The organism is Methylotenera sp. (genome assembly GCF_036401095.1).
In the GTDB taxonomy this organism is placed as follows: domain Bacteria; phylum Pseudomonadota; class Gammaproteobacteria; order Burkholderiales; family Methylophilaceae; genus Methylotenera.
Map to the genome: position 1 here is coordinate 278,074 of NZ_DASWWA010000001.1, position 22,230 is coordinate 300,303.

26 protein-coding genes are annotated in these 22,230 nt (G+C 45.9%); 23 read left to right on the forward strand and 3 right to left on the reverse strand.

The window, feature by feature from the left end; genetic code table 11:
- The first annotated feature begins 35 nt into the window (after positions 1 to 35).
- From VGD82_RS01280 to VGD82_RS01300, 5 genes are all read left to right on the forward strand, one after another.
- Positions 36 to 2,237: a TonB-dependent receptor gene (locus VGD82_RS01280; RefSeq protein WP_331018658.1), complete on the forward strand. Its 2,202-nt coding sequence runs from the start codon at positions 36 to 38 to the stop codon at positions 2,235 to 2,237.
- A 221-nt stretch (positions 2,238 to 2,458) separates the two neighbouring features.
- A complete protein-coding gene (locus tag VGD82_RS01285) occupies positions 2,459 to 2,722 on the forward strand; it encodes a PepSY domain-containing protein (protein ID WP_331018659.1) in 264 nt (87 codons plus the stop codon).
- Between the two features lie 47 nt (positions 2,723 to 2,769).
- Positions 2,770 to 3,450, forward strand: a complete 681-nt coding sequence (locus VGD82_RS01290; RefSeq protein ID WP_331018660.1) for a Fe2+-dependent dioxygenase — start codon at positions 2,770 to 2,772, stop codon at positions 3,448 to 3,450.
- On the forward strand, positions 3,450 to 4,520 hold the full coding sequence (locus tag VGD82_RS01295) for an alpha-hydroxy acid oxidase (protein ID WP_331018661.1): 1,071 nt from the start codon (positions 3,450 to 3,452) through the stop codon (positions 4,518 to 4,520). The genes VGD82_RS01290 and VGD82_RS01295 overlap by 1 nt, the downstream gene beginning before the upstream one ends.
- A 36-nt stretch (positions 4,521 to 4,556) precedes the next feature.
- A complete protein-coding gene (locus VGD82_RS01300) occupies positions 4,557 to 5,048 on the forward strand; it encodes a cytochrome b/b6 domain-containing protein (RefSeq protein ID WP_331018662.1) in 492 nt (163 codons plus the stop codon).
- Positions 5,049 to 5,091: 43 nt separating this feature from the next.
- Here VGD82_RS01300 and VGD82_RS01305 read toward each other — a convergent pair whose 3' ends face one another.
- From VGD82_RS01305 to VGD82_RS01315, 3 genes are all read right to left on the reverse strand, one after another.
- On the reverse strand, positions 5,092 to 5,523 hold the full coding sequence (locus VGD82_RS01305) for a CBS domain-containing protein (protein WP_331018663.1): 432 nt from the start codon (positions 5,521 to 5,523) through the stop codon (positions 5,092 to 5,094).
- Between the two features lie 263 nt (positions 5,524 to 5,786).
- Positions 5,787 to 7,139: a chromate efflux transporter gene (gene chrA / locus VGD82_RS01310; RefSeq protein ID WP_331018664.1), complete on the reverse strand. Its 1,353-nt coding sequence runs from the start codon at positions 7,137 to 7,139 to the stop codon at positions 5,787 to 5,789.
- A 223-nt stretch (positions 7,140 to 7,362) separates the two neighbouring features.
- Positions 7,363 to 8,184, reverse strand: a complete 822-nt coding sequence (locus VGD82_RS01315; protein ID WP_331018665.1) for a Tim44-like domain-containing protein — start codon at positions 8,182 to 8,184, stop codon at positions 7,363 to 7,365.
- A 339-nt stretch (positions 8,185 to 8,523) separates the two neighbouring features.
- On the opposite strand from VGD82_RS01315, the gene VGD82_RS01320 reads away from it, so the two are divergent.
- From VGD82_RS01320 to rpsP, 18 genes are all read left to right on the forward strand, one after another.
- A complete protein-coding gene (locus VGD82_RS01320; protein ID WP_331018666.1) occupies positions 8,524 to 9,036 on the forward strand; it encodes a MarR family winged helix-turn-helix transcriptional regulator in 513 nt (170 codons plus the stop codon).
- 26 nt (positions 9,037 to 9,062) lie between these two features.
- Positions 9,063 to 9,440, forward strand: a complete 378-nt coding sequence (locus tag VGD82_RS01325; RefSeq protein ID WP_331018667.1) for a YybH family protein — start codon at positions 9,063 to 9,065, stop codon at positions 9,438 to 9,440.
- Between the two features lie 40 nt (positions 9,441 to 9,480).
- Positions 9,481 to 10,398, forward strand: a complete 918-nt coding sequence (locus VGD82_RS01330) for a DMT family transporter (protein ID WP_331018668.1) — start codon at positions 9,481 to 9,483, stop codon at positions 10,396 to 10,398.
- 161 nt (positions 10,399 to 10,559) lie between these two features.
- A complete protein-coding gene (locus VGD82_RS01335) occupies positions 10,560 to 11,285 on the forward strand; it encodes a YebC/PmpR family DNA-binding transcriptional regulator (protein WP_331018669.1) in 726 nt (241 codons plus the stop codon).
- Positions 11,286 to 11,317: 32 nt separating this feature from the next.
- Positions 11,318 to 11,884 (forward strand): crossover junction endodeoxyribonuclease RuvC, encoded by a 567-nt coding sequence (gene ruvC, locus VGD82_RS01340; RefSeq protein WP_331018670.1) that lies wholly within the window; start codon positions 11,318 to 11,320, stop codon positions 11,882 to 11,884.
- A gap of 210 nt (positions 11,885 to 12,094) precedes the next feature.
- Entirely contained in the window at positions 12,095 to 12,673 is a 579-nt protein-coding gene (gene ruvA, locus VGD82_RS01345; protein ID WP_135278721.1) for a Holliday junction branch migration protein RuvA, read from the forward strand.
- A gap of 65 nt (positions 12,674 to 12,738) precedes the next feature.
- On the forward strand, positions 12,739 to 13,794 hold the full coding sequence (locus VGD82_RS01350) for an AI-2E family transporter (protein ID WP_331018671.1): 1,056 nt from the start codon (positions 12,739 to 12,741) through the stop codon (positions 13,792 to 13,794).
- On the forward strand, positions 13,791 to 14,831 hold the full coding sequence (gene ruvB / locus VGD82_RS01355) for a Holliday junction branch migration DNA helicase RuvB (RefSeq protein WP_135278719.1): 1,041 nt from the start codon (positions 13,791 to 13,793) through the stop codon (positions 14,829 to 14,831). The genes VGD82_RS01350 and ruvB overlap by 4 nt, the downstream gene beginning before the upstream one ends.
- Complete coding sequence (ybgC, locus tag VGD82_RS01360; RefSeq protein WP_331018757.1) at positions 14,831 to 15,235, forward strand: tol-pal system-associated acyl-CoA thioesterase; 405 nt, start codon at positions 14,831 to 14,833, stop codon at positions 15,233 to 15,235. Before ruvB ends, ybgC begins: the two co-directional genes overlap by 1 nt.
- 134 nt (positions 15,236 to 15,369) lie before the next feature.
- A complete protein-coding gene (gene tolQ / locus VGD82_RS01365; protein WP_015833019.1) occupies positions 15,370 to 16,044 on the forward strand; it encodes a protein TolQ in 675 nt (224 codons plus the stop codon).
- Between the two features lie 53 nt (positions 16,045 to 16,097).
- The gene (locus VGD82_RS01370; protein ID WP_135278716.1) at positions 16,098 to 16,493 is read left to right on the forward strand and encodes an ExbD/TolR family protein; all 396 of its coding nucleotides are present in this window, start codon (positions 16,098 to 16,100) and stop codon (positions 16,491 to 16,493) included.
- A gap of 27 nt (positions 16,494 to 16,520) precedes the next feature.
- On the forward strand, positions 16,521 to 17,345 hold the full coding sequence (locus VGD82_RS01375; RefSeq protein WP_331018672.1) for an energy transducer TonB: 825 nt from the start codon (positions 16,521 to 16,523) through the stop codon (positions 17,343 to 17,345).
- Between the two features lie 104 nt (positions 17,346 to 17,449).
- On the forward strand, positions 17,450 to 18,751 hold the full coding sequence (gene tolB / locus VGD82_RS01380) for a Tol-Pal system beta propeller repeat protein TolB (RefSeq protein ID WP_331018758.1): 1,302 nt from the start codon (positions 17,450 to 17,452) through the stop codon (positions 18,749 to 18,751).
- 43 nt (positions 18,752 to 18,794) lie between these two features.
- On the forward strand, positions 18,795 to 19,370 hold the full coding sequence (gene pal, locus VGD82_RS01385) for a peptidoglycan-associated lipoprotein Pal (protein ID WP_135278714.1): 576 nt from the start codon (positions 18,795 to 18,797) through the stop codon (positions 19,368 to 19,370).
- Positions 19,371 to 19,394: 24 nt separating this feature from the next.
- A complete protein-coding gene (locus tag VGD82_RS01390) occupies positions 19,395 to 20,195 on the forward strand; it encodes a YbgF trimerization domain-containing protein (protein WP_331018673.1) in 801 nt (266 codons plus the stop codon).
- Positions 20,196 to 20,319: 124 nt separating this feature from the next.
- The gene (queE, locus tag VGD82_RS01395) at positions 20,320 to 20,958 is read left to right on the forward strand and encodes a 7-carboxy-7-deazaguanine synthase QueE (RefSeq protein WP_331018674.1); all 639 of its coding nucleotides are present in this window, start codon (positions 20,320 to 20,322) and stop codon (positions 20,956 to 20,958) included.
- A complete protein-coding gene (queC, locus tag VGD82_RS01400; RefSeq protein ID WP_331018675.1) occupies positions 20,955 to 21,635 on the forward strand; it encodes a 7-cyano-7-deazaguanine synthase QueC in 681 nt (226 codons plus the stop codon). Before queE ends, queC begins: the two co-directional genes overlap by 4 nt.
- A 146-nt stretch (positions 21,636 to 21,781) precedes the next feature.
- Positions 21,782 to 22,222, forward strand: coding sequence for a 30S ribosomal protein S16 (gene rpsP, locus VGD82_RS01405; RefSeq protein ID WP_331018676.1), 441 nt, complete (start codon positions 21,782 to 21,784; stop codon positions 22,220 to 22,222).
- Positions 22,223 to 22,230 lie beyond the last annotated feature (8 nt).

The window sequence follows — 22,230 nt, forward strand, 5'->3', positions numbered from 1 at the left end:
CCAGCGATTGACATTTATCATTAGGATACTAAAGCATGATGTTGACACAACATAAATCACTGACACAAAAATCACTGTATTTAGCGGTGATGCTGGCTTTACCAGCCGCAAACGCAATTGCAGAAGAAAAAGCGCCAGAAGTAGCGCCACAACAAACACTGGAAGAGGTAAATGTAAAAGCAGCTTCAGTCAGTGAGATTGGTGGCTACCAAGCAACAAAAACCCGCGTAGGCAAAGTGTTGCAAGATCCACAAGATATTCCGCAGGCAATTACTTCAGTGACGCATGATTTAATGCATGACCAGCAAATTAGCTCACTACGCGATGCATTGCGCAACGTTTCAGGCTTAACTTTTAACGCGGCTGAAGGCGGTCGTGGTGGCGATAACTTCAATCTGCGCGGTTTCTACACATTTGGTGATATTTACTTAGATAATATGCGCGATACAGCGCAATACTACCGTGAAACATACAATTTGGACCAAGTAGATGTACTGCGTGGTTCTGCAGCAATGCTGTTTGGTCGTGGTCAAGCGGGTGGCGTGATTAACCAAGTGACTAAAATGGCTAAGCTTGAAGATAAAAACACGGTTACCGGTAGCTTAGGTAGTTATTCCTATCATCAAATGACTGGTGACTTTAATAAGAAACTAGGCGACACCACAGCAATTCGTGTCAATGTGATGGATAGACATGAGGAAAACTATCGTCAGAATCCAGCGACTGGTGATAGGCCTGAGATTGATCGTCAAGGTATTGCGGTTAGCTTTGGCACTGGTATCGGTACGGATAACGAGTTTTATTTGAATCACGTGTACACACAAACACGTGATGTGCCAGATTTTGGTATTTCATTCTTCAATAAGCGCCCAGCTAATCGAACTGTTGCAACGGGTAAAATTGATGACAAGACTTTCTATGGTGGCAATCAAAACTTTGATAATAGTGATACGCGTGTTACTACCGGTATTTTTACTCATAAGTTTTCGGAAGATACGCAGCTACGCACTCAGTTGAGGAGTGCAAGTTATGACCGTGCGTATTGGGCAAAGACGCCACATCAAACCGCTGCAAATGCAGTGCCTACTAATGCTTCATTAGTCCTGGGTCAGAATCAGGCAAGAAAATCAAGCTACGATACATTGAATTTGCAATCAGACTTCAGCACCAAATTAAATTTGGCGGGGATGAAACATCAAGTATTGGCAGGTGTTGAGTATTTGAAAGAAGACTCTTATCGTCAAAGTCTGAGAAATATAGGGACTGCCTCTGTACCTGGCTACACTGAAAGCCAAGTTACAGGGACGCCAACTAAATTTGATGCAGATAACTACGCAGTTTATGCACAAGATACGATTGAGTTTGTAAAAAACTGGGATTTGTTAGTGGGTTTGCGTCGAGATGAACTTCGCGCAGACTATTCAAGTGCTACATCGCCAAAACTTAGCTACGGTGAAAATAGCTATCGTACCGGTTTGTCTTGGCACCAAACACCAGATAGCCATTACTATGTTAGTTTTAGCGACTCTTTCAGCCCAACAGCAGATTTGTATCAGCTAACAGTGGCACCATTGCCGCCTGAAAGAAGTAAGACTGTTGAGTTGGGTGCTAAATGGTTGTTCCTAGATGGTGATTTATCATTCCGGACAGCGTTATACCGTACAACTAAAGACTGGGAACGTAGTACCGATTTAGAGGCTACCGCAAGTATCCTTACTAAGAAACGTCGTACCGATGGTTTGGAGTTTGAATTGGCGGGGCATTTGACGGATAACTGGGAAGTGTTTGGTGGCGTGGCATTTATGGATGCAAAAATTCTGGAAGTCGCAGAGAACGTGAATGCAAGCACCGGTCTGATTACGCATGCTTACGCAGGATACAAAGGCCAGCGCGCACGTAATACACCCGCTATGACAGCTAATATGTGGACAACCTATACCATTGCAGGTAACTGGAAAATTGGTGGTGGTTTTGAGGCTAAAGGCGAACGTACTGGTTATAACCCAAGTGGTGGTGCAGGTACTAACTTTGTAAATGGTGCATTTAAGCCTAATGTGGTGCCAGGCTATACTCGCTGGGATGTGATGGCTGCGTATGAGGCAAAAAAATGGGCGGTACGTTTAAACGTGAAAAACTTGTTTGATAAAGTCTATTATGGCGATGTTTATGATAACGGCGCCTTCCTGACTCCAGGAAACAGCAGAACCGCAATCTTAACCACTGAGATCAAGTTCTAACTTGTTATGCTAAAAAAAGCCATGAGTAGTCCTCATGGCTTTTTCTGTTTATTATCTGGTTTATAAAAGCGGGTTCGAGGTGCATTGTTTTAAGTTGTGTGCACCTAAATTGAATTAATTTTGCCTACAAATAGTCGATAGCATAGCAGTGATTAAAGCACCGCCATCATTACAACATGGCTCACACGTGGGCTAGAACTTAAATTAATAAAGGATTTAATATGCGCATATTGTTCGCTCTATTGGCTTTACTCCCTATTTACGCACACGCGGCGGCAGATTGCCCTGTGCATCCAAAAGAAGAGTGGGCATCAGAAGATACGCTTAAAAAAGCATTGGCGGATGAAGGCTATACCATCAAGAAATTTAAAGTAGATGGTAATTGCTACGAGATTTATGGCCGTAATAAAGATGGCAAAAAAGTGGAAATCTACTTTGATACAAAAACCTTGGCAATTATCAAGGCCGAAGGTATTAAAGACTAACTCAACGTTAGTTCAATCTAACAATTAGCGCAATTTAAGGGAATCGTATGTTGCAGCATGTGCCTGATGTACTAACGGCTGAAGAGCTGGCAGAAGCCAGGCGTTTACTTGCTAATGCGAGTTGGGTTGATGGCCGAGTCACTGCGGGAACCCAAGCTGCAATTGTGAAAAATAACCAACAGCTGCCGGAAAATGCACCCGAAATACGTGCGCTTAGGCAGTTGGTGCATATGGCGCTTGGTCGTAATCCACTGTTTTTCTCTACGGCACTACCTTCTAGAATTTTGCCGCCATTTTTTAACCGCTATATTGGTCAAACTAATCACTATGGTTTTCATGTCGATAACGCGATGCGCATGATGCCAGACGGCAGTGGTTATGTGCGTGCCGATGTCTCTGCGACTTTATTTCTATCAGAGCCGGATGAGTATGAAGGCGGTGAGTTGATGATAGAGGACACCTTTGGTCGCCACGCATTCAAATTGAAAGCAGGCAGCATGGTGGTGTACCCATCGTCTTCTGTGCATCAAGTGACACCTGTCACTAAAGGTGCGCGGGTGGCCTGTTTTATGTTTATTCAGAGCATGGTGCGTGACGCAGAAAAACGTCGCCTGCTGTACGACATGGATATCTCGCTGGCGCAGTTGCGTCAAACGGTGGGTGAGTCTGAAGCCGTTGTGCATTTAACCGGTGTGTACCACAATCTTTTACGTCTATGGGCTGAGTAATGGCTTTGCTCAGCAAGTTAACAGCGATCCCGCCTGGCATTCAAACCGCAGAAGATTATCTTGCTCATGCCCAGCCAAGATTAAGTCCAGAGGTTTTGCATTACCTTGAAGGCGGCTCGGGTAAAGGCATCAGTTTAAAGGCCAATTTGGATGCATTTGACCGAGTGCAATTGATGTCTAGGCCGTTGGTGGATGTAAAAGGCGGCCACACACGCCTCAATTTATTTGGGCAAAATTTTGAGCATCCCTTATTGCTCGCTCCAATCGCATACCAGCGCTTGTTTCATGATCATGGTGAAAAAGTGAGTGCCATGGCAGCCAATGCACAAGCTGGGCAAATGGTCGTCAGTAGCCTTGCCAGCCAATCACTAGAGGAAATTATCGAAGCGGCAGGCCAACCCCTATGGTTTCAGTTGTATTGGCAGGGCGACCGCCCACGTACTTTGCGCTTGCTCAATCGTGCATTGTCAGCAGGTTACAACGCGGTAATGTTTACTGTGGATGCCCCAGTGAAGCAGGCTGTCATGGCCTTGCCTGACGGTATGCGTGCGGTGAATCTGGAGTCTCCATTATCGCAACCACCCGTACAGGCACATCAAAGCCTGGTGTTTGATGGCTGGATGTCGCAGGCGCCAAGCTGGGATGATGTTGCTTGGTTGCGAGAACAAATCAAAGTGCCACTGCTGGTGAAGGGCGTATTGCATACTGATGATGTTGCCAGCATCTTGCGTCTGGGTTGCGATGGTCTGGTGGTTTCAAATCATGGTGGGCGTGTGTTGGATGGTGTGCCTAGCAGCCTTGTCGTGTTACCTGAAATTGCCAATATGGTTGCCGGCAAAGCTTGCCTGTTGTTTGATAGTGGCATCCGCCGCGGGCAAGACGCATTTAAAGCACTGGCGCTGGGTGCCGATGCAGTGATGATTGGCCGACCTTATATTTGGGGGCTGTCTGTGGCAGGTGCACTTGGTGTTGCCCATGTGATACGTTTAATGCGTGATGAGTTGGAGATGACCATGGCGCTTTCTGGTGCCGCTACCTTGGCTGATATTAAGTTAAGTCACCTATCTTGAGTTAAGTTACTTTGGCGCTAATGCGATAGAAAAATAATGATAAAGTGGACATTGTTCGTACGTTTAACCCATTGGCTAGTCGCTGTAGGGGTGATTGTTAATTTCTTTAATGAATCTGGTTATACGCACCGCTTGATAGGCTACATCTGCGCTGGGTTAGTGCTGTTACGCTTAATTAATGGTTTTTTCTTTGCACGTGTTGAGGCTTCAAAGCTGCATTTGCCCGGAGCTAACGAGATTAAGTCACATGTTCAATCGCTGCTGAAACGTGAGAAACATGATTACGTTGGGCACAACCCCTTGGGTCAATATGCGGTTTACGTGATGTGGGTGTTGATTTTCTTGCTAGCGCTTACAGGCTGGCTGAGCCGCACAGATGAGTTGTGGGGAGAAGATTGGCCTGTTGATCTGCACGAAGCTTTATCTTACTCATTACAGGGCGTGGTTGTTCTGCATTTGCTGGCAGTGACGGTGCTATCCAAGTGGCTGGGTAAAAACCTGATTGGTGCCATGATACGTGGTAAATAATCATGGTGCTGCCCAGCTTATTTTAGGCTCATCTATTAATAAACTAGCTCTTAATGTAGCTTTGTAGCTGCTTAATCAGCTCTTGCTGGTATGCAATGGTTTCTTTTACTAAGTCGCCTATCGAGAGCACGCCTACCACTTTCTCGTCCACCACTACAGGTAAGTGTCTGATACGGTGCTCTGTCATTAGTGATAGAGCATGTTCAACAGAGTCGTTGGGGCTGGCAGTTAACACTTTGCTGGTCATCACTTCGTTGATTGAGGTGGTTTTAGATGAGCGGCCTTTAAGAATTACTTCACGCGCGTAATCGCGTTCTGAAAAAATACCGACTAAGTTTTGCCCGTCCAGCACAATTAAAGCGCCAATTTTGTATTCAGCCAAGATGACTAGCGCATCAAATACAGGGCGGGACGGTGCGATTGAAATAACCTCTTTATACTTTTTACCATCTAGTAATTGTTGTAGTGTTTTCATGCTGCTCTCCCTTGTGATGCGTAAAAATACGTTCAAAAAAGTGTTGTGCAAAAAATACTGTATAAATAGTAAATATACACCAATAATTACTTTTACCAATTGTATTAGAGGCTAAAGTCGATTGGTACCTTTATGGTTAGATAGTGAGTTCTTATGATTAGTGTGTATTGGCTTAAATGTTTTAGTTTTTAGCTAACCTCTAGTAGATTTTGCGCTATCCCCTAAGTTTTAGGGGATAGCGCATTAACCTTTGTTGTGCGGCATCATGCAAGCAACTGCCAAGCCATGCCTAAAATGCCACCAGCGATAATTACTAAGATGACATTGGCTTTGTACTTGAATATTGCAAGTGTCGCTAAAGCGGTCAGTGCAACCGAGAGCCAATCAATCTGACCGGTAAGCCCTTGTGGTGAAAATACATGGTACGCAAAGAACAGCGCTAAGTTAACGATAACGCCAACCACTGCTGCGGTAATGGCGCTTAATGGTGCAGTGAATTTAAGGTTGCCATGCGTAGTTTCGATGAACGGACCACCTAACAAAATAAACACAAAGCTCGGCAAGAATGTGAAAAATGTAACAACTGTTGCTGCAATAAACGCTGAAGCAAATAGAGCGTCAGCGCCAAATGTTTGCGTCACCCAGCCACCAACAAACCCTACAAATGTCACCACCATAATCAGCGGGCCAGGCGTGGTTTCCCCTAGTGCTAGTGCATCTATCATTTGCGTAGGGGTTAGCCAGTGGTAGTGTTCAACTGCCCCTTGGTAAACATAAGGTAATACCGCGTAAGCACCACCAAAAGTCAGTAAAGCCGCTTTGGTAAAAAACCAGCCCATCTGCGTAAATGCCCCTTGCCAGCCATAATTTGCCATTAACACTGCCATGGCAATTAGCCATAGCGCCAAGCCGCTGATGGCCACTTGCCATAGCCTACGCCAGCTAAAGAGTGCGTGTGCCGGGGTCGGTGTGCCGTCATCAATCAGTGCTGCGCCGTAGCTCTTTTGTGCAGCACCGTGACCCCCACCCAATTTAAAGTAGTTAGGGTAATGTTTGCCGCCAACGTAGCCTATCAGGCCGGCTGTTAACACAATGAGCGGGAAAGGTAATTTAAGTATAAAGATGGCTAAAAAAGCTGCTGCGGCAATGCCCCACATAAGCTTGTTTTTAAGCGTGCGTAAGCCGATTCTATATGCGGCGAACATGACAATCGCAACCACTGCAGGTTTAATGCCATATAACGCGCCGGCAACTGCAGGTACTGAGCCATAGGCCATGTAGATATACGCTAGCCCCACCAAAATAAAGAACGAAGGTAGAAAGAATAAGGTGCCAGCAACAATGCCGCCCCAAGTGCGGTGCATGAGCCAGCCAATATAGGTCGCCAATTGCTGTGCCTCAGGGCCTGGCAGTAACATGCAGTAATTTAGTGCATGCAAAAAACGCTTTTCTGAAATCCAGCGTTTATTTTCAACTAAATCATGATGCATGATGGCGATTTGCCCGGCGGGACCGCCAAAACTGATAAAACCAAGTTTGAGCCAGTATAAAATGGCTTCTACAAATGGTACTGAGTTAGGGGCTGAGTTTAGATTTTTGTTGTTCTGTGCGTCCATAGCTTCTCCTCTAGGGCATTATGCCATAAGATTTGAGCAGGCCTTGGACGTGAATGTCTTGAAACGGGGAGGCTGCTAACTCCCCATAATTTGGATGGTAATATCTTTTAAACGCAATCGCAAGGCGATTAAGCTAGCTGGTAGCAAACAGTGGCTAAGTAAAAGTCGGTTACATAGCCACTACCTACGGATTCTTCAATTGGCGATTATGCTAGCCTTATGTTTAACTAAGCTGCTGAATCCCTGCCAGCAACCATTTTTCTTGGATATTGCTCGTGTCTTTTTGTATGTGCCACACTTCATCTATGTTTTCCAGTGCGCCATTGTTTTCACGCAGTTGACCTGTAAAGCGGACGCTGGCAATTACGTATGCATCTTCATTAGTCACTTCTAATAACTCTGCGTTAATTGCAACGATTTCAGTGTTCTGCACCTCATTGCCTCGCTCTTGCATTTGCAAGGAGATTTCTGCAAACACTTCAGGCGTTGTATATTCACGCACATCATTAATGTCTTTTCTATCGTTGGCTGCTTGTAAGCGGATAAAAGAAGCTTTAGCGCTTCTTAAGAAGCTATCTACAGGAAAATCATGCGGGATTTGATTGCTATTTCTGGTTTGGCTGCTACTACTAAGGGCTGGCTCTGTAATCGGAGCTGGCGCTTGGTATGCACCGCCAGTGCCTGCATATTGCATATTTGGCTGCTGCGATTTTTTGAATCTAGAGATTAAAAACATGATGGCAGCAGCAGCGGCTAGCGCCATTAATATTGAACCCATTGCATCGCCGATACCTGAGCCAGCAAACATGCTGGCAAGTGCGGCACCCACTGCTAAACCTGCTAATGGTCCTAACCATTTGCTTGCGCCGGACTGCGCTGGTTTATTCGGTGTGGCTTCTGGTGCTTTTTGTTGTGACTGTTTTGCTGGAGCTGGTCTGCTCTTGCCAAAACTGCTACCACCACCAAAACGTTTGGCTTCTGCCAGTGACGACATAAAACTTACACAAGTGATAGCAACCATTAATAACATCAAAAAGCGTTTCATTATGTTCCTTATTAAATCGGTAAAGATAGAAAAACCACTGCTAAAAATAACATACTCGCATTACATTTACTGTGTAATTGCTAATTTTTAATTTACGCTAGTTTAAATGAAAAACTTATGAACTCGTGTAATTGTCTGTTACTAATTCATTCGGTGTGTGTTTGTTATCCCTTGCCTTTTGGCGCTGCTGTGAGATTTGATGTGCTTGTCTTAGCTAATATTGCTAGGTTTTGGGCATCATTTATTTACTTGATTTATAGTCTGTATATAGGTCTAAATCTTATACAAATTTAATTTTTTCTTGACATAGTTAGTCAGCTAACTATAATGAACCTAATTATGCTAGAACTAAAAGACTTACCTACAACCGGGGTGCTCCATAAGTTTGCTGAACGATATCCTGATGCGGATATCACGGCAGTATCGAGCTTTTTGCATTTAATGCGGGTTGCAACCGATTTGTCTATCGCGCTGGATGCTTGCTTGAGTAAGCATGGTTTGCTGCAAGGGCGCTGGTGGGTGCTGATTTTGTTGATGCGTGAGGAGTCACAAGCTTCAACGCCTTCAGTGTTGGCAGATAAAGCCGGCGTTACACGTGCCACCATGACTGGCTTGATTGATGGCTTAGAGCAAAGCGGTTTAGTCGAGCGTGTTTTTACCAAAAGCGATAGACGCAGTGTATTGATTCATCTCACTGAGGCGGGGCAGGCGAAATTGGATGCAGTGATGCCTGATTACTACCAAAGGTTAAGGTTGTGTATGCAGGGAATTAATGAAGCGCAACGCGAACAGTTGCACCAGATGTTGGAGTTAATCAATTTAGGTATTCCGGAACTAACCAAGCAGAAGTAAATTCTTTCAAGAAATTAGGAGATCATATGAGCAGTATTCAACAACAAATTAGCGCAATCAACCAAAGCTTTGACCATGCGTTCAACACTAAAAATGCCGCTGCGATTGGCGCGCTCTATGCTGACAGCGCGGTTGTGATGCCAGCACCAGCGGGGGAGCCGGTGGTAGGGGCTGCCGCGATTCAAACATTTTTTGCTGGCTTAATTGATGCGGGCGTAATTGAGCACAAACTCACTTTGATAGATGCAGTAGAAGACGGTAATTTAGCTTTTCAGCGCGGCAACTGGGCGGGTGCAATGTTCAATGCGCAAGGCGAAAAACAAACTTTTGGCGGTAACGTACATTTGGTATATCGCAAACAACCGGATGGCAACTGGAAAGCGGTTACGCATATTTGGAACTAAGCAGTTTGTGCTAACAAATTGATTAAGGCATAGAAAATAGATGGAAAATAGTACAAAAAAAATCATTAGCGCATTTGTTGCGCTGATCGTACTCACCATTATTTGGGGCTACAACTGGGTGGTGATGAAGAGCGCGCTGCAATATGCAGGCCCGTTTCAGTTTGCTGCCTTGCGTGTGTTCTTTGGTGCGGTAGTGCTATTTGTCGTTATCTATGCAACCAAACGTCCTTTGGGTCTTAAAGAGTTCCCTACCATGCTGGTATTGGGTTTGTTGCAAACGGTAGGTTTTACTGGCCTATTGATTTGGGCATTGGTAGAAGGCGGCGCAGGTAAAACTGCTGTGCTCACTTACACCATGCCATTCTGGGTGATGTTGTTTGCCTGGCCGATTCTGGGTGAAAAGGTGCAGGGCTGGCAATGGTTGGCAGTGATCTCAGCGGTGTTCGGCATGCTGCTGATTTTTGATCCGCTGCATATTAAAGCCGATGGATTTAGTATGTTCCTGGCAATTATTTCAGGGGTGTCTTGGGCGCTGTCTGCCATAATTTCTAAAAAATTACATAAACGCAGCCCGCATCTGGATTTATTAAACCTGACAGCTTGGCCAATGTTGCTAGGCTCTGTGCCTATGCTGGCAATTGCGTTTATCGTACCGGCGCCGCCGATACAATGGACTGGCTATTTTATTGGCTCTGTATTGTTTAATGTGTTTCTAAGCGGCGCGCTGGCTTGGCTGTTATGGCTATATGCCCTGCAGATTTTACCTGCGGGCGTAGCTAGTATGGCATCTATGCTAGCGCCGGTAATAGGCGTGCTGGCAGCTTGGATACAGTTAAATGAAGTGCCAAATCGCATGGAATTGATAGGCATGGTATTAATCGCATTGTCGTTAGTGATTATTTCTTTCGTCAGTATTAAAAAGCACGCCCCTGTTGACCCTGCAATTGGGCAAGAGTAAACATGAATGAATAGCGTCTAGGCATTTAGTGCTTAGATGCTATTGCCCTAAGTCTTACCCCCTAGTATTAATCCCCTGTACCCTCTCATTTAAAAGCCTGTAATTTGGGTAAACGCATGTGATAAAATTCGCCTTATTTAGTTTGAAATTAGGATCTAAACATGGCAGGTCATAGTAAGTGGGCAAATATTCAACACCGCAAAGGTCGCCAAGACGCTAAGCGCGGTAAGATTTTTACTAAAATCATCAAAGAAATCACGGTGTCAGCCCGCTTGGGCGGTGGTGATCCTAATATGAACCCACGTTTACGTGCGGCCGTTGCCTTGGCAAAAGAAGAAAACATGCCATCGGATAACATTACACGTGCGATTAAAAAAGGTACGGGTGAGTTAGAAGGCGTGAGTTACGAAGAAATCCGCTACGAAGGCTATGGCATCAACGGTGCCGCGATTATTATTGATTGTTTAACAGACAATAAACAACGCGCGGTAATGGATGTGCGTCATGCATTGAGTAAGCACGGTGGCAATTTGGGTACTGATGGTTCTGTTGCTTTTATGTTTAAGCACTGTGGTAGCTTGGTGTATGAGCCTGGCACCTCAGAAGATAAAGTGATGGAAGTAGCCCTTGAAGCCGGCGCTGAAGATGTAATCACCAATGATGATGGCAGTATTGAAGTAATTACCCCGCCAGCTGATTTTGTGGCAGTTAAAGAAGCCTTAGAAGCGGCAGGCCTGAAGGCAGTAATGGGTGAAGTCACTATGAAGCCTGATGCTGAAGTTATCTTTACCGGTGATGATGCCGTAAAAATGCAAAAAATTCTGGACGCGCTAGAAGACTTAGATGACGTGCAAGATGTTTATACATCTGCAGTGATTGAAGAATAAGTCTGCATGTTTAAACCCACTAAGGGCTTGCTGTGAGTGTTACGCGAATTCTCGGCATAGACCCCGGCCTGCGATTAACAGGCTTTGGCGTAATTGAAAAAGTAGGTGAGAAAATCACCTACGTTGCCAGTGGTACCATCAAAACTGCCAGCGGCAAAAAAAGCAAAGTAGAGGGCGACCCTGAACGTGAAGAGTTGCCGGCCCGCCTCAAAATTATCTTAGATGGTTTGTTTGAGGTGATCGATACTTATCAGCCTAATCAAGTGGCGATTGAAAAAGTGTTTGTGAACGTTAACCCCCAATCCACTTTGCTGCTTGGGCAGGCGCGTGGCGCTGCAATCAGTGCTGCCGTTATCCGCAATTTAAGTGTTGCCGAATATACCGCGCTGCAAGTGAAGCAGGCGGTTGTTGGGAGTGGGCATGCGCAAAAAGAGCAGGTGCAGGAAATGGTCAAGCGATTACTCAAGCTACCTGCTGCACCAAAGCCAGATTCTGCAGATGCGCTTGCCTGTGCCATTTGTCATGCGCATGGCGGACAGGGTTTAGGTTTAATGGCGACCGCCGGTTTCCGTGTGCGAGGCGGGCGCCTAGTTGGCTGATTACTTAATTGGGTAGTCCTGTCCTTTGGTGCCAGTCGCCTTGCTGCTAAGCTAATTCGCTTTTCCGTTCCACTTTCTCCTGTTTTTCGTTTTGTAGCCAGTAGATGCACACTCGATTTTAAGGTGCGGCATTGCATGCATAAATCTACGCTTGCTGGGATACGTAGCCATGCGTTATTGTTCGTAATTATTTTGTAATTGGAATGCCCGATGATTGGTCGATTAAGCGGTACCTTGTTAGAAAAGACACCTCCCTTGGTGTTAATTGATTGTAATGGGGTGGGTTACGAGTGCGAAGTGCCAATGAGCACATTTTATAACTTGCCCGCTATCGGCGATAAGGTTGTGATGCTCACGCACTTTGTGGTGCGCGAGGATGCACAACTGCTATATGGCTTTGGTACTAGTCAAGAGCGTGCAACCTTCCGACAACTACTAAAAGTGAATGGCATTGGCGCTAAATCTGCGTTATCTATTTTAAGTGGCCTGTCTATTGATGATTTGGTGCAAGCTGTGGCGTTGCAGGAGCCCAGCATGCTAACGCGCGTGCCAGGAGTTGGCAAAAAAACGGCAGAACGTTTGCTGTTGGAGCTAAAGGATAAATTTACGATTGATGGTGTCGCCGCCATGAATGAACATCAGCCTAAGTCCGCCACTAGTGATGTGCTTAATGCCTTGCTGGCGCTGGGCTACAACGAGCGCGAGGCAGTGGCTGCAGTTAAGCTATTAGATAAAGAAATTAGTGTGACAGACGGCATTAAGCAAGCATTAAAATTACTTTCAAAGTAGGATGCAGTATGATGTAGTGGCAATTGGCTGCAATAGATAGGTCATCCACAATTTAAGGGCTCCGCATGATTAACACCAACCAAATTGCCCGTATCACCACGATATCGCTACTGATAGTAGGCTGTGTTTTTGTGTTGTATCCATTTATGGCGGCAATGCTGTTTGCTGCCATTATTTGTGTGTTTACTTGGCCGCTATATCAGCGCATATGGGAGCTACTAGGTCGACGCGATATGCTTGCTGCCACGACCATGACCTTGCTTTTGCTGTTTGCGATGATTATGCCCATGGCCTATTTAGCGATGAACCTTGCAGATTCAGCTACGCTATTGCTTGATGAGGCGCAGGCGGTGTTGCAAAGCTTGCAGCCTGTTGCGCCAGCATGGCTTAAGAATCTACCTATTATTGGTGCTCCCTTGGCTGAATCTTGGCAGCGTGTCGTTGTGAGTCATGAGGAGTTAATGCACTTGTTGAACCAGTATGCAGAGCCTATTCGTACTTTTCTGTTAAAGGTGGTGCAGGTGGTCATGGGCGGCTTTGTGCAATTGGTGCTGGTGGTATTTGTTGCATTTTTCTTTTACAGGGATGGCACAAAGCTGGCTGCTGCGGTAACGACCATCGTGCGCCGCCTGGGTGGTGAGTTGGGGCAGGAGATGCTTGCTTTGTCATGCAACACGGTAAAAGGTGTGATGCTAGGCGTATTTGGTACCGCGTTGGCACAGGCAAGCGTCGGGCTGTTTGGTTTTTGGCTGGCAGGGGCTCCGGCGCCGCTGCTATTAGCGCTGGCTACATTTTTCTTATCAGTGATTCCAGTGGGGCCGCCATTGGTATGGGGTGGTGCATCACTGTGGCTGTTTAATCATGGCGATCAAGGCTGGGCAATTTTTCTGCTGATTTATGGCTTGCTGGTGATTAGCATGGTGGATAATGTTGTTAAGCCGATCTTGATTAGTCATTCATCGCATTTACCGTTGTTGCTGGTGGCGTTAGGGGTGTTAGGCGGCATATTGATGTTTGGCTTTATTGGCATATTTTTGGGGCCAACCCTGCTAGCGGTTGGGTTAACACTGGTTTCACATTGGGTAGTTTTGCAAAATAAGAGAGCAGATGAAGTTGTATGATAGAAACTGATCGTTTAATCGCTCCGGATGTCGTGAGCCCACAAGAGGATGCGCTAGAACGTGCACTGCGCCCTAAGGTGCTGGATGAGTATATCGGCCAAGAAAAAGCCCGTGCTCAACTGGAAATATTTATCAATGCCGCGAGGGGTCGTGGTGAGGCGCTAGATCATGTATTGCTGTTTGGCCCGCCGGGCTTGGGTAAAACTACTCTGGCGCACATTATTGCTAAAGAAATGGGCGTCAATATGCGCCAAACCTCCGGCCCAGTGCTGGAACGAGCGGGTGATCTGGCAGCGCTGCTTACCAACCTAGAGCCCAATGATGTGCTGTTTATAGATGAAATACACAGGCTGTCCCCAGTGGTAGAAGAGATTTTATACCCAGCGATGGAGGATTACCGCCTGGATATCATGATTGGTGAAGGCCCTGCTGCCCGTAGTGTTCGTCTGGATTTACCGCCATTTACTTTGGTAGGAGCTACCACGCGTGCCGGTATGCTGACTAATCCTTTGCGTGATCGCTTCGGCATAGTTTCTCGACTGGAATTTTATACCTCAGATGAGCTGGGCCGCATTGTCCAGCGCTCTGCTGGTTTGCTGGATGTAGAAATGGTAGATACCGGTGCACTAGAAATTGCCAAGCGCTCCCGCGGCACCCCGCGTATTGCTAACCGCTTATTACGCCGTGTGCGTGACTATGCTCAAGTTAAAGCAGATGGCAAGGTGAGTGCCAATATTGCCGATGCCGCATTGAAAATGCTGGATGTAGACAAACTAGGTTTTGATGTGATGGATAGAAAGCTGCTGCTCGCGGTGCTGGAGAAGTTCGGCGGTGGGCCTGTGGGCTTGGATAACTTGGCTGCGGCGATTGGCGAAGAGCGCGATACGATTGAAGACGTGCTAGAGCCGTATTTGATTCAGCAAGGCTTTCTAATGCGTACGCCGCGCGGCAGGGTTGCTACCAGCCAGTCATATCAGCATTTCGGTTTACCAGTACCGGGCGCGATTGCCAGTGGCGAATCGTGGCAGGAGCCATGATGCCCCTAGCAAAATTTACTTGGCCTGTGCGCGTTTATTATGAAGATACCGACGCCGGCGGCGTGGTTTATCATTCCAATTATTTGAACTTTATGGAGCGTGCGCGTACTGAGTGGTTGCGCGCTTTAGGTTTTGAGCAAACCGAAGTGAAAGACAGTCATGGGGTGATTATTGTGGTTCATAGCTTGTCTATTAGCTTTAAAAAGCCCGCAAATTTTAATGACATGCTTGAAATTCATTGTGATATCGTTAAAATTGGTCACGGTAGTATCGAATTGGCGCAAACAATTACGCGTAATGGCGAGTTGTTAATTAACGCGCATGTGAAAGCGGCTTTTGTAAATGCCGTAACCTTCAAGCCGGTAGGGATTCCAACACAAATTAAACAAGCTATGCTTAATTAGCGTTGTTAGTTACGTGCGTTTGGGCGTGATTAATAGATTAAAATCATGGCAATTACGGCTAAGCAGTGCTTATACCAGCACATTGCTAACAGCGTATTAGATCAAAAAAGCGGTAGATAAAAAGTGGAGAAGTTATGAACGCTAGTAGTGATATGTCTTTTTTCAGCCTGGTAGCAGGCGCAAGTTTGCCAGTACAGCTGGTGATGCTGATTTTGATCATCACTTCTTTATTTTCCTGGTGGTATATTTTTATCAAAGTGGCGACTGTTAAGCGCGCCGAGCGTGACGCGGAAGATTTTGAAGATACGTTCTGGAGCGGTGGTGACCTCAATAAGCTGTACGATAGCATTACGGCCCATCGCCGCAAACCACAAGGCATGGCCAGTATTTTTGAAGCAGGTTTCAAAGAGTATGCACGCCACAAGCAGCAGACGCGTATGGATGTATCTGACGTGATGGAAGGCGCACGCCGTGCCATGCGCGCCGCTTACAACCGTGAGATGGATGAGTTGGATGCACACTTACCTTTCCTTGCATCTGTGGGTTCTGTTAGTCCGTATATCGGTTTGTTTGGTACCGTCTGGGGCATTATGAATGCGTTTAGAGGCTTATCCAGTGTTGGGCAAGCAACCCTAACCCAAGTGGCGCCAGGTATTGCTGAGGCATTAGTAGCAACGGCGATTGGCCTGTTTGCGGCGATTCCAGCGGTGATTGCCTATAACCGCTTTGCCAGTTCTGTGGATAGGCTCTCCGTGCGCTACGAAAGCTTTATGGAAGAGTTTACTAATATTTTGCAGCGCAAATCTTAAGTGGCGGTGCGCTTTATGCTTACTTTTAAACTGATTTCAACAGGAGTTGCGTGATGAGCAGAACACGTAAACGCCGGATGATGAATCAAATCAACGTCGTGCCGTATATCGACGTGACCTTGGTTTTGCTGGTTATTTTTATGGTCACCGCACCTATGACCAACCCCGGCATTGTTGAGTTGCCGGGTGCTGGGCAAGCCCTCAGTCAACCTAAGTTGCCGCCAGTGGTGGTAACGGTGAAAAAGAATGGCAGCATAGAGCTTGATAGCAAAGCCATGCAGCGTGATGAGCTATTGGTAGCGGTGCAGGCCACACTTACAAAATCACCTGAGCGCTCTGTTGTGATTGCCGCGGATAAAAACGTTAAATACGAAGATGTGATTGGCATTATGGATCTACTTAAAACCAACCATGTCAATAAAGTTGGTTTGCTGCTAAAACCTGCCTAAGGTGTGCGGTTAGCACTTAATTACATTATGTTACGTCAGCGCGAAAATCCAGACTCATTTAAAGCCGGTGTGCTTTCTATCACTGTGCATGCCATATTGCTGGCTGCCTTGTTGGTTTCATTTAACTGGAAAACCACTCACCCTGTCAGTATTGCCGAGGTTGAGTTGTGGGATAGCCTGCCTGCCGCGAATGTGCTTAAGCCTGAAGTGACGCCGCCAGTGCCTGTGGTGAAAGAAACGCCCAAGCCTGAACCGAAGCCAGAGCCAAAACCTGAACCGGTGATTGAACCCAAGCCAGAACCTAAACCTGAGCCAGAAATCGTGATTAAACATGAGGCGCCTAAAAAGCCGGTTAAGAAAGAGCCGATTAAAGAGCCGCCAAAAGAGCCAGTTAAACCGGTCAAAAAAACTGATCAGCTAGCCGAGTTGCAGAAGCAGTTATTGCAAGAGCCTGTAGAAAAGCCTAAAAAACCGCCGGTCAATGATGCATTGAAAAAGCTACAGCAAGAAAGCCTGAGTGACTCCGGCACCTCTGCAGAACCTAAAGTCAATGCTGCTAAAACAGGCGTAGTGGATGAGTTTAAAGCCAAGATTCAGGCGGCAATCCGTAACAAAATGAATAAATCCCTATGCGGTGATGGCAACCCAGAAGTGAAGTTTGAAATCGCCTTGTTACCTACAGGTGATTTGGGGCCGGCGCCTAAGCTAACTAAGTCTAGCGGTATATCTGGTTGTGATGACGCAGTGGAACGGGCGATTCGTGCCGCAGAACCTTTGCCGCTGCCTGATGATAAAGCTTTATTCCCACAATTTAGAACACTAAAGCTGACTTTCCACCCGAACAAAGACTAAATGCGGTAAGGGTGAAATGTAAGCAAGTGTAAATGCGCTGGCATCTATTGCAGATTACAGTAAAATTTCATGAACTTTTTAACACCTTACTGACCATACGCTATATGAAAAAAATGCCTAGTTTATTTCAGACTGTATTGTTTGTTTGCACAGTCGCCGTATCTGCAATGATGACTTCAGTAAGTCATGCCGCCTTAGAAATTGAAATCAGCGGCGGTAATGCGCAGCAATTACCTATCGCCATTGTGCCTTTTAACCAAGATGCAGTTAAAAACCAAGAAAATATCGCCAATATCATCAGTGCCGACTTGCGCCGTAGCGGCATGTTTCGCGTGTTGGAGACTGCTGGCGTGGCGAGTAAGCCTAGCGCTATATCGCAAGTAAAATACAGTGATTGGACTAGCCTGCAGGCGCAAGCGATTGCCGTCGGTAAAATTGAAGCACTGCCTGGCAATCGCCTTAAAGTAAGTTTCCAGTTGGGCGATGTTCTCAAGCAAACGCAGTTGGCCGATATGGATTACAACATTACGCCTAGCCAATTGCGCATGACAGCGCATAAGATTGCAGACGTGATTTACCAGAAGCTAACCGGCGAGTCAGCGATATTTGCCAGCCGCATTGCTTACATTAATAAATCTAAAGGGCGTTATGCCTTACAAGTGGCAGATGCTGACGGCGTTAATCCGCAAACCGTGGTATCGTCTAATGAGCCGATAATTTCTCCGGCATGGTCGCCAGATGGCAGCAAAATCGCTTACGTTTCATTTGAGAAGAAAAAGCCTATTATATTCGTGCAGTCACTAATGACTGGGCAGCGCATTACTTTGGCTAGCTTCAAAGGTAATAATAGTGCACCGGCATGGTCGCCAGATGGCAGCAAACTTGCTATCGTGTTAACACATGCTGCAAACTCACAGTTATATTTAATTAACGCTGATGGCAGCGGCTTAAGGCAGTTGACCAAAAGCAATGCCATTGATACTGAGCCTGTTTGGTCGCCGGATGCTAAATGGGTTTATTTCAGTTCAGATCGCGGCGGTAGTCCGCAAATTTACAAAGTGTCGTCTATCGGTGGTGACGCACAGCGCGTTACGTTTGACGGCCCTTACAATTTAAGCCCGCGTTTTTCACCGGATGGTAAGTCGTTGGCGATGATTCGCAATGACGGTGGAAGGTATCGCGTTGCATTGCAAAATTTAGCAACTGGGCAAGTGCAGATTCTAAGCGAAGGTAATCAGGATGAGTCACCTAGCTTTGCGCCTAATGGTCGTGTGGTGCTTTATGCCACTAGGTCAGCTGGTCGTGGTGCGCTTGCTGCCGTGTCTGCGGATGGTCGCGTGAAGCAGCGCCTGAGTGAGTCTGGCGGAGATATCCGCGAGCCTGCCTGGGGCCCGTTACTGAATTAGTAGTATGTAATAGATAGATTTGTTTTTACTAAAGGAGAGTGTAATGAATAAGGGAATGTTTAATAAAAAAGTATTGGGTGCATTAGTATTAGCAGCATTGTTGTCTGCTTGTAAAAGCACACCAATGACAGACAAACCAGCTGGCGTGCAAGATAAAAGCCCAGCAGGTGCGTCAACACAATCATCTGCAAACGGTTCAGCAGACACTTCTGGCGTTAAAGAAGTAGTGATTGATAGCAATGCTAACAATGGCAACAACCCATTGAAAGATCCAAACAACATCTTGTCAAAAAGAAACATCTACTTTGACTTTGATAGCGACGCAGTAAAAGCGGAGTTCCGTCCACTAGTGGAAGCGCACGCTAAATACTTGCTAGCTAACAGCAACGCTAAAGTAGTATTGCAAGGTAATACGGATGAGCGCGGTACACGTGAGTACAACGTTTCATTGGGTCAACGCCGTGCAGTAGCAGTTAAAAAATCATTAAACTTGTTAGGTGTGCAAGATAAACAAATCGAAACAGTAAGCTTGGGTGAAGAAAAAGCAACAGCAAATTGTGCAGATGAAGCTTGCAACCAACAAAACCGTCGCGTAGATGTAGTTTACGAAAACGATTAATTTTTTAGGTATTACGTTTAAAAAATGATGAAAAACCTGATTCTGTCTAGCGTGTTTTTAGCAACCCAATTATTTTCTATTAGCGGCCACTCGGCATTGTTCGATGACGATGAGGCACGAAAGAAAATACTGGAAGTTGAGAAGAACTTGCAAACTCAGAATCAGGCTACGCAATCTGCAATCCGTGATTTAAAGCAATCAAATGAGCAGCGAGATGCTGTCACAAGAAATGGTTTGGCTGATATGCAGTCGCAAATCGATGCATTGAAGCAAGAGAATGCAAGATTGAAAGGCGAGCTAGAAGTCGCTAATCATAAAGTTGAAACCGCACTTCAACGCCAAAAAGATTTATATACAGATATCGATGAGCGTTTGCGTAAGTTAGAGTCTGCTCCAGTTGCTGAAGCTGCGGCCGCTGTGCCAGCGGTGGCTGAGAAAAATACACAAGAATACCAGCTGTTGGAGTTAGCCAACGGCCTGTCAAAAGAGTCTAAACATAAAGACGCTTTTAACACTTACGATAAATTCCTTAAAGACTATCCTAGCAGTAGCTTAGCACCTGAAGCCATGTACGGCTTGGGCTACTCACAATTTGCATTAAAGAACTATAAATCGTCAATTGCTACACAGCAAAAGCTGATTGATACTTATGCGGATAGTCCTAAAGTGCCTGATGCAATGTTTAATATGGCCAATAGCCAGATTCAACTGGGCTTGGTGCCGGGCGCTAAAAAAACATTGCGTGATTTAATCGCCAAATTTCCAAACAGTGAGCTGACGCCAGCTGCGCAGAAACGCCTAAAAGCACTAGAGGCGATTAGATAAGTAATTCAGAAAGTTGTTTATTTGCCTATATTTAGGTAAATAAAGCTTTTAAGTTAAAATAGCGCCCATTAATTATTGGCGCTATTTTTTTGCGTTTTTCATTGTTGGTGTGCAAAGTATTCAGATGAAACTTAAAATCCATGAAATTTTTTATTCGCTGCAAGGTGAGTCATCACGTGTAGGGCTGCCTACGGTATTTGTGCGCCTGACAGGTTGCCCAATGCGCTGCGTATATTGCGATACTGCTTATGCATTTAGCGGCGGTAGTAATATGGAGATTGATGACATCCTCACTAAAGTTGCGGAGTTCGGTACACCATACGTAACTGTGACTGGCGGCGAGCCACTTGCGCAAAAGGATTGCCATGTGTTGCTCAAAGCTTTGTGTGATCTGGGTTATAGCGTTTCTCTAGAGACTGGTGGTGCAATTGATATTAGCCCGGTTGATGCCCGTGTATCTGTCATTTTGGATATTAAAACACCGGATTCCGGTGAGTTAAAGAACAATGTATGGGGTAACTTAGCCCATCTTAAAAAGGCCGATGAAGTAAAGTTTGTGCTGTGTAGCCGCGCAGACTATGAGTGGGCAAGAGAGTTGTTGGTCAAAGAGCAGCTCACGGCAAAATGTGCTGTACTGTTCTCACCTGTCTATAGCCAGCTAGCCCCGTCAGATTTGGCGGATTGGGTGTTAGCGGATAAATTGCCTGTGCGCATGCAGTTGCAGCTACATAAGATTTTATGGGGCGAGGTGCCTGGGAAATGACGAAGAATGCAGTTGTATTGCTCTCCGGCGGGTTAGACTCCGCCACGGTACTTGCCTACGCACGTAGTCAGGGCTTTGAATGTTATTGTCTGAGTTTGGATTACCATCAGCGCCATATTGCTGAGTTGCACGCTGCTAAAAACGTAGCGAAAGTGATGGGTGCTGCAGCACATAAAACTGCACAGCTGGATCTATCTCTGTTCGGTGGATCTGCTCTCACTGATGATGCTATCGCTGTGCCGGAAAGTGCAACCGAGGGTATCCCCATTACTTATGTGCCGGCCCGTAATACGATTATGTTGTCGCTAGCGCTAGCCTGGGCAGAAGTGTTGCAGGCGCAAGATATATTTATTGGTGTTAATGCCTTGGACTACTCTGGCTACCCTGATTGCCGTGGCGAGTATGTAAAAGCTTTTCAGGATATGGCCAACCTAGCCACTAAAAGTGCAGTAGAGGGTAAAACCATTACGATTCATGCGCCATTGATCGATATGACCAAAGCGCAAATCGTCACGCTAGGCACTGAGTTAGGTGTAGATTATGCCATGACGGTTTCATGCTATCAGGCTGATAGTGAAGGTGAAGCCTGTGGTTTGTGTGATTCGTGCCGCTTGCGGCGCGATGGCTTCTTAGCCGCAGGGTTAGCGGACCCTACCCGTTATAAAATGCATTTATAAATCTGGCAGCTAAGCGATTTTTATATAATTTTTTATATAAATGATTGGTCGATAAGAAATATCGATAAATAGCTTGCCAAGTGGTGCATAAATAACGTAAAATCCGCGCCTTTCTGCTTTAAATTTTTCAAAAGAGAACAAAGATTATGGTTATTATTCGTTTAGCTCGTGGTGGCGCGAAAAAAACTCCTTTCTACAACGTGGTTGTAGCTGATTCACGCAATCGTCGTGATGGTCGCTTTATTGAGCGTGTTGGTTTTTACAACCCATCAGCTAGCGCAAATGCTGAAGGTTTACGTATTGATTTAGCTCGTGTTACTCACTGGCAAAATAACGGCGCGCAATTGTCAGAGACAGTTGCACGTTTAGTTAAATTCCACGCAAAAGGCCCAGAAGCTGCTATCGCTGCTAAAGCAAAAGATGCTGCTAAAGTTGAAGCTGCTAAAGCTAAAGCTGCTGCTGAAGAAGCTGCAAAATTAAAAGCAGCTGCTGACGCTGCTAAGGCAGAAGCTGACGCTCAAGCCGCAGAGGCTGCTGCTAAAGCTGCCGAGGCTGCCGCTGCTGAAACACCAGCTGCTGACGCTTAATTTAAAAA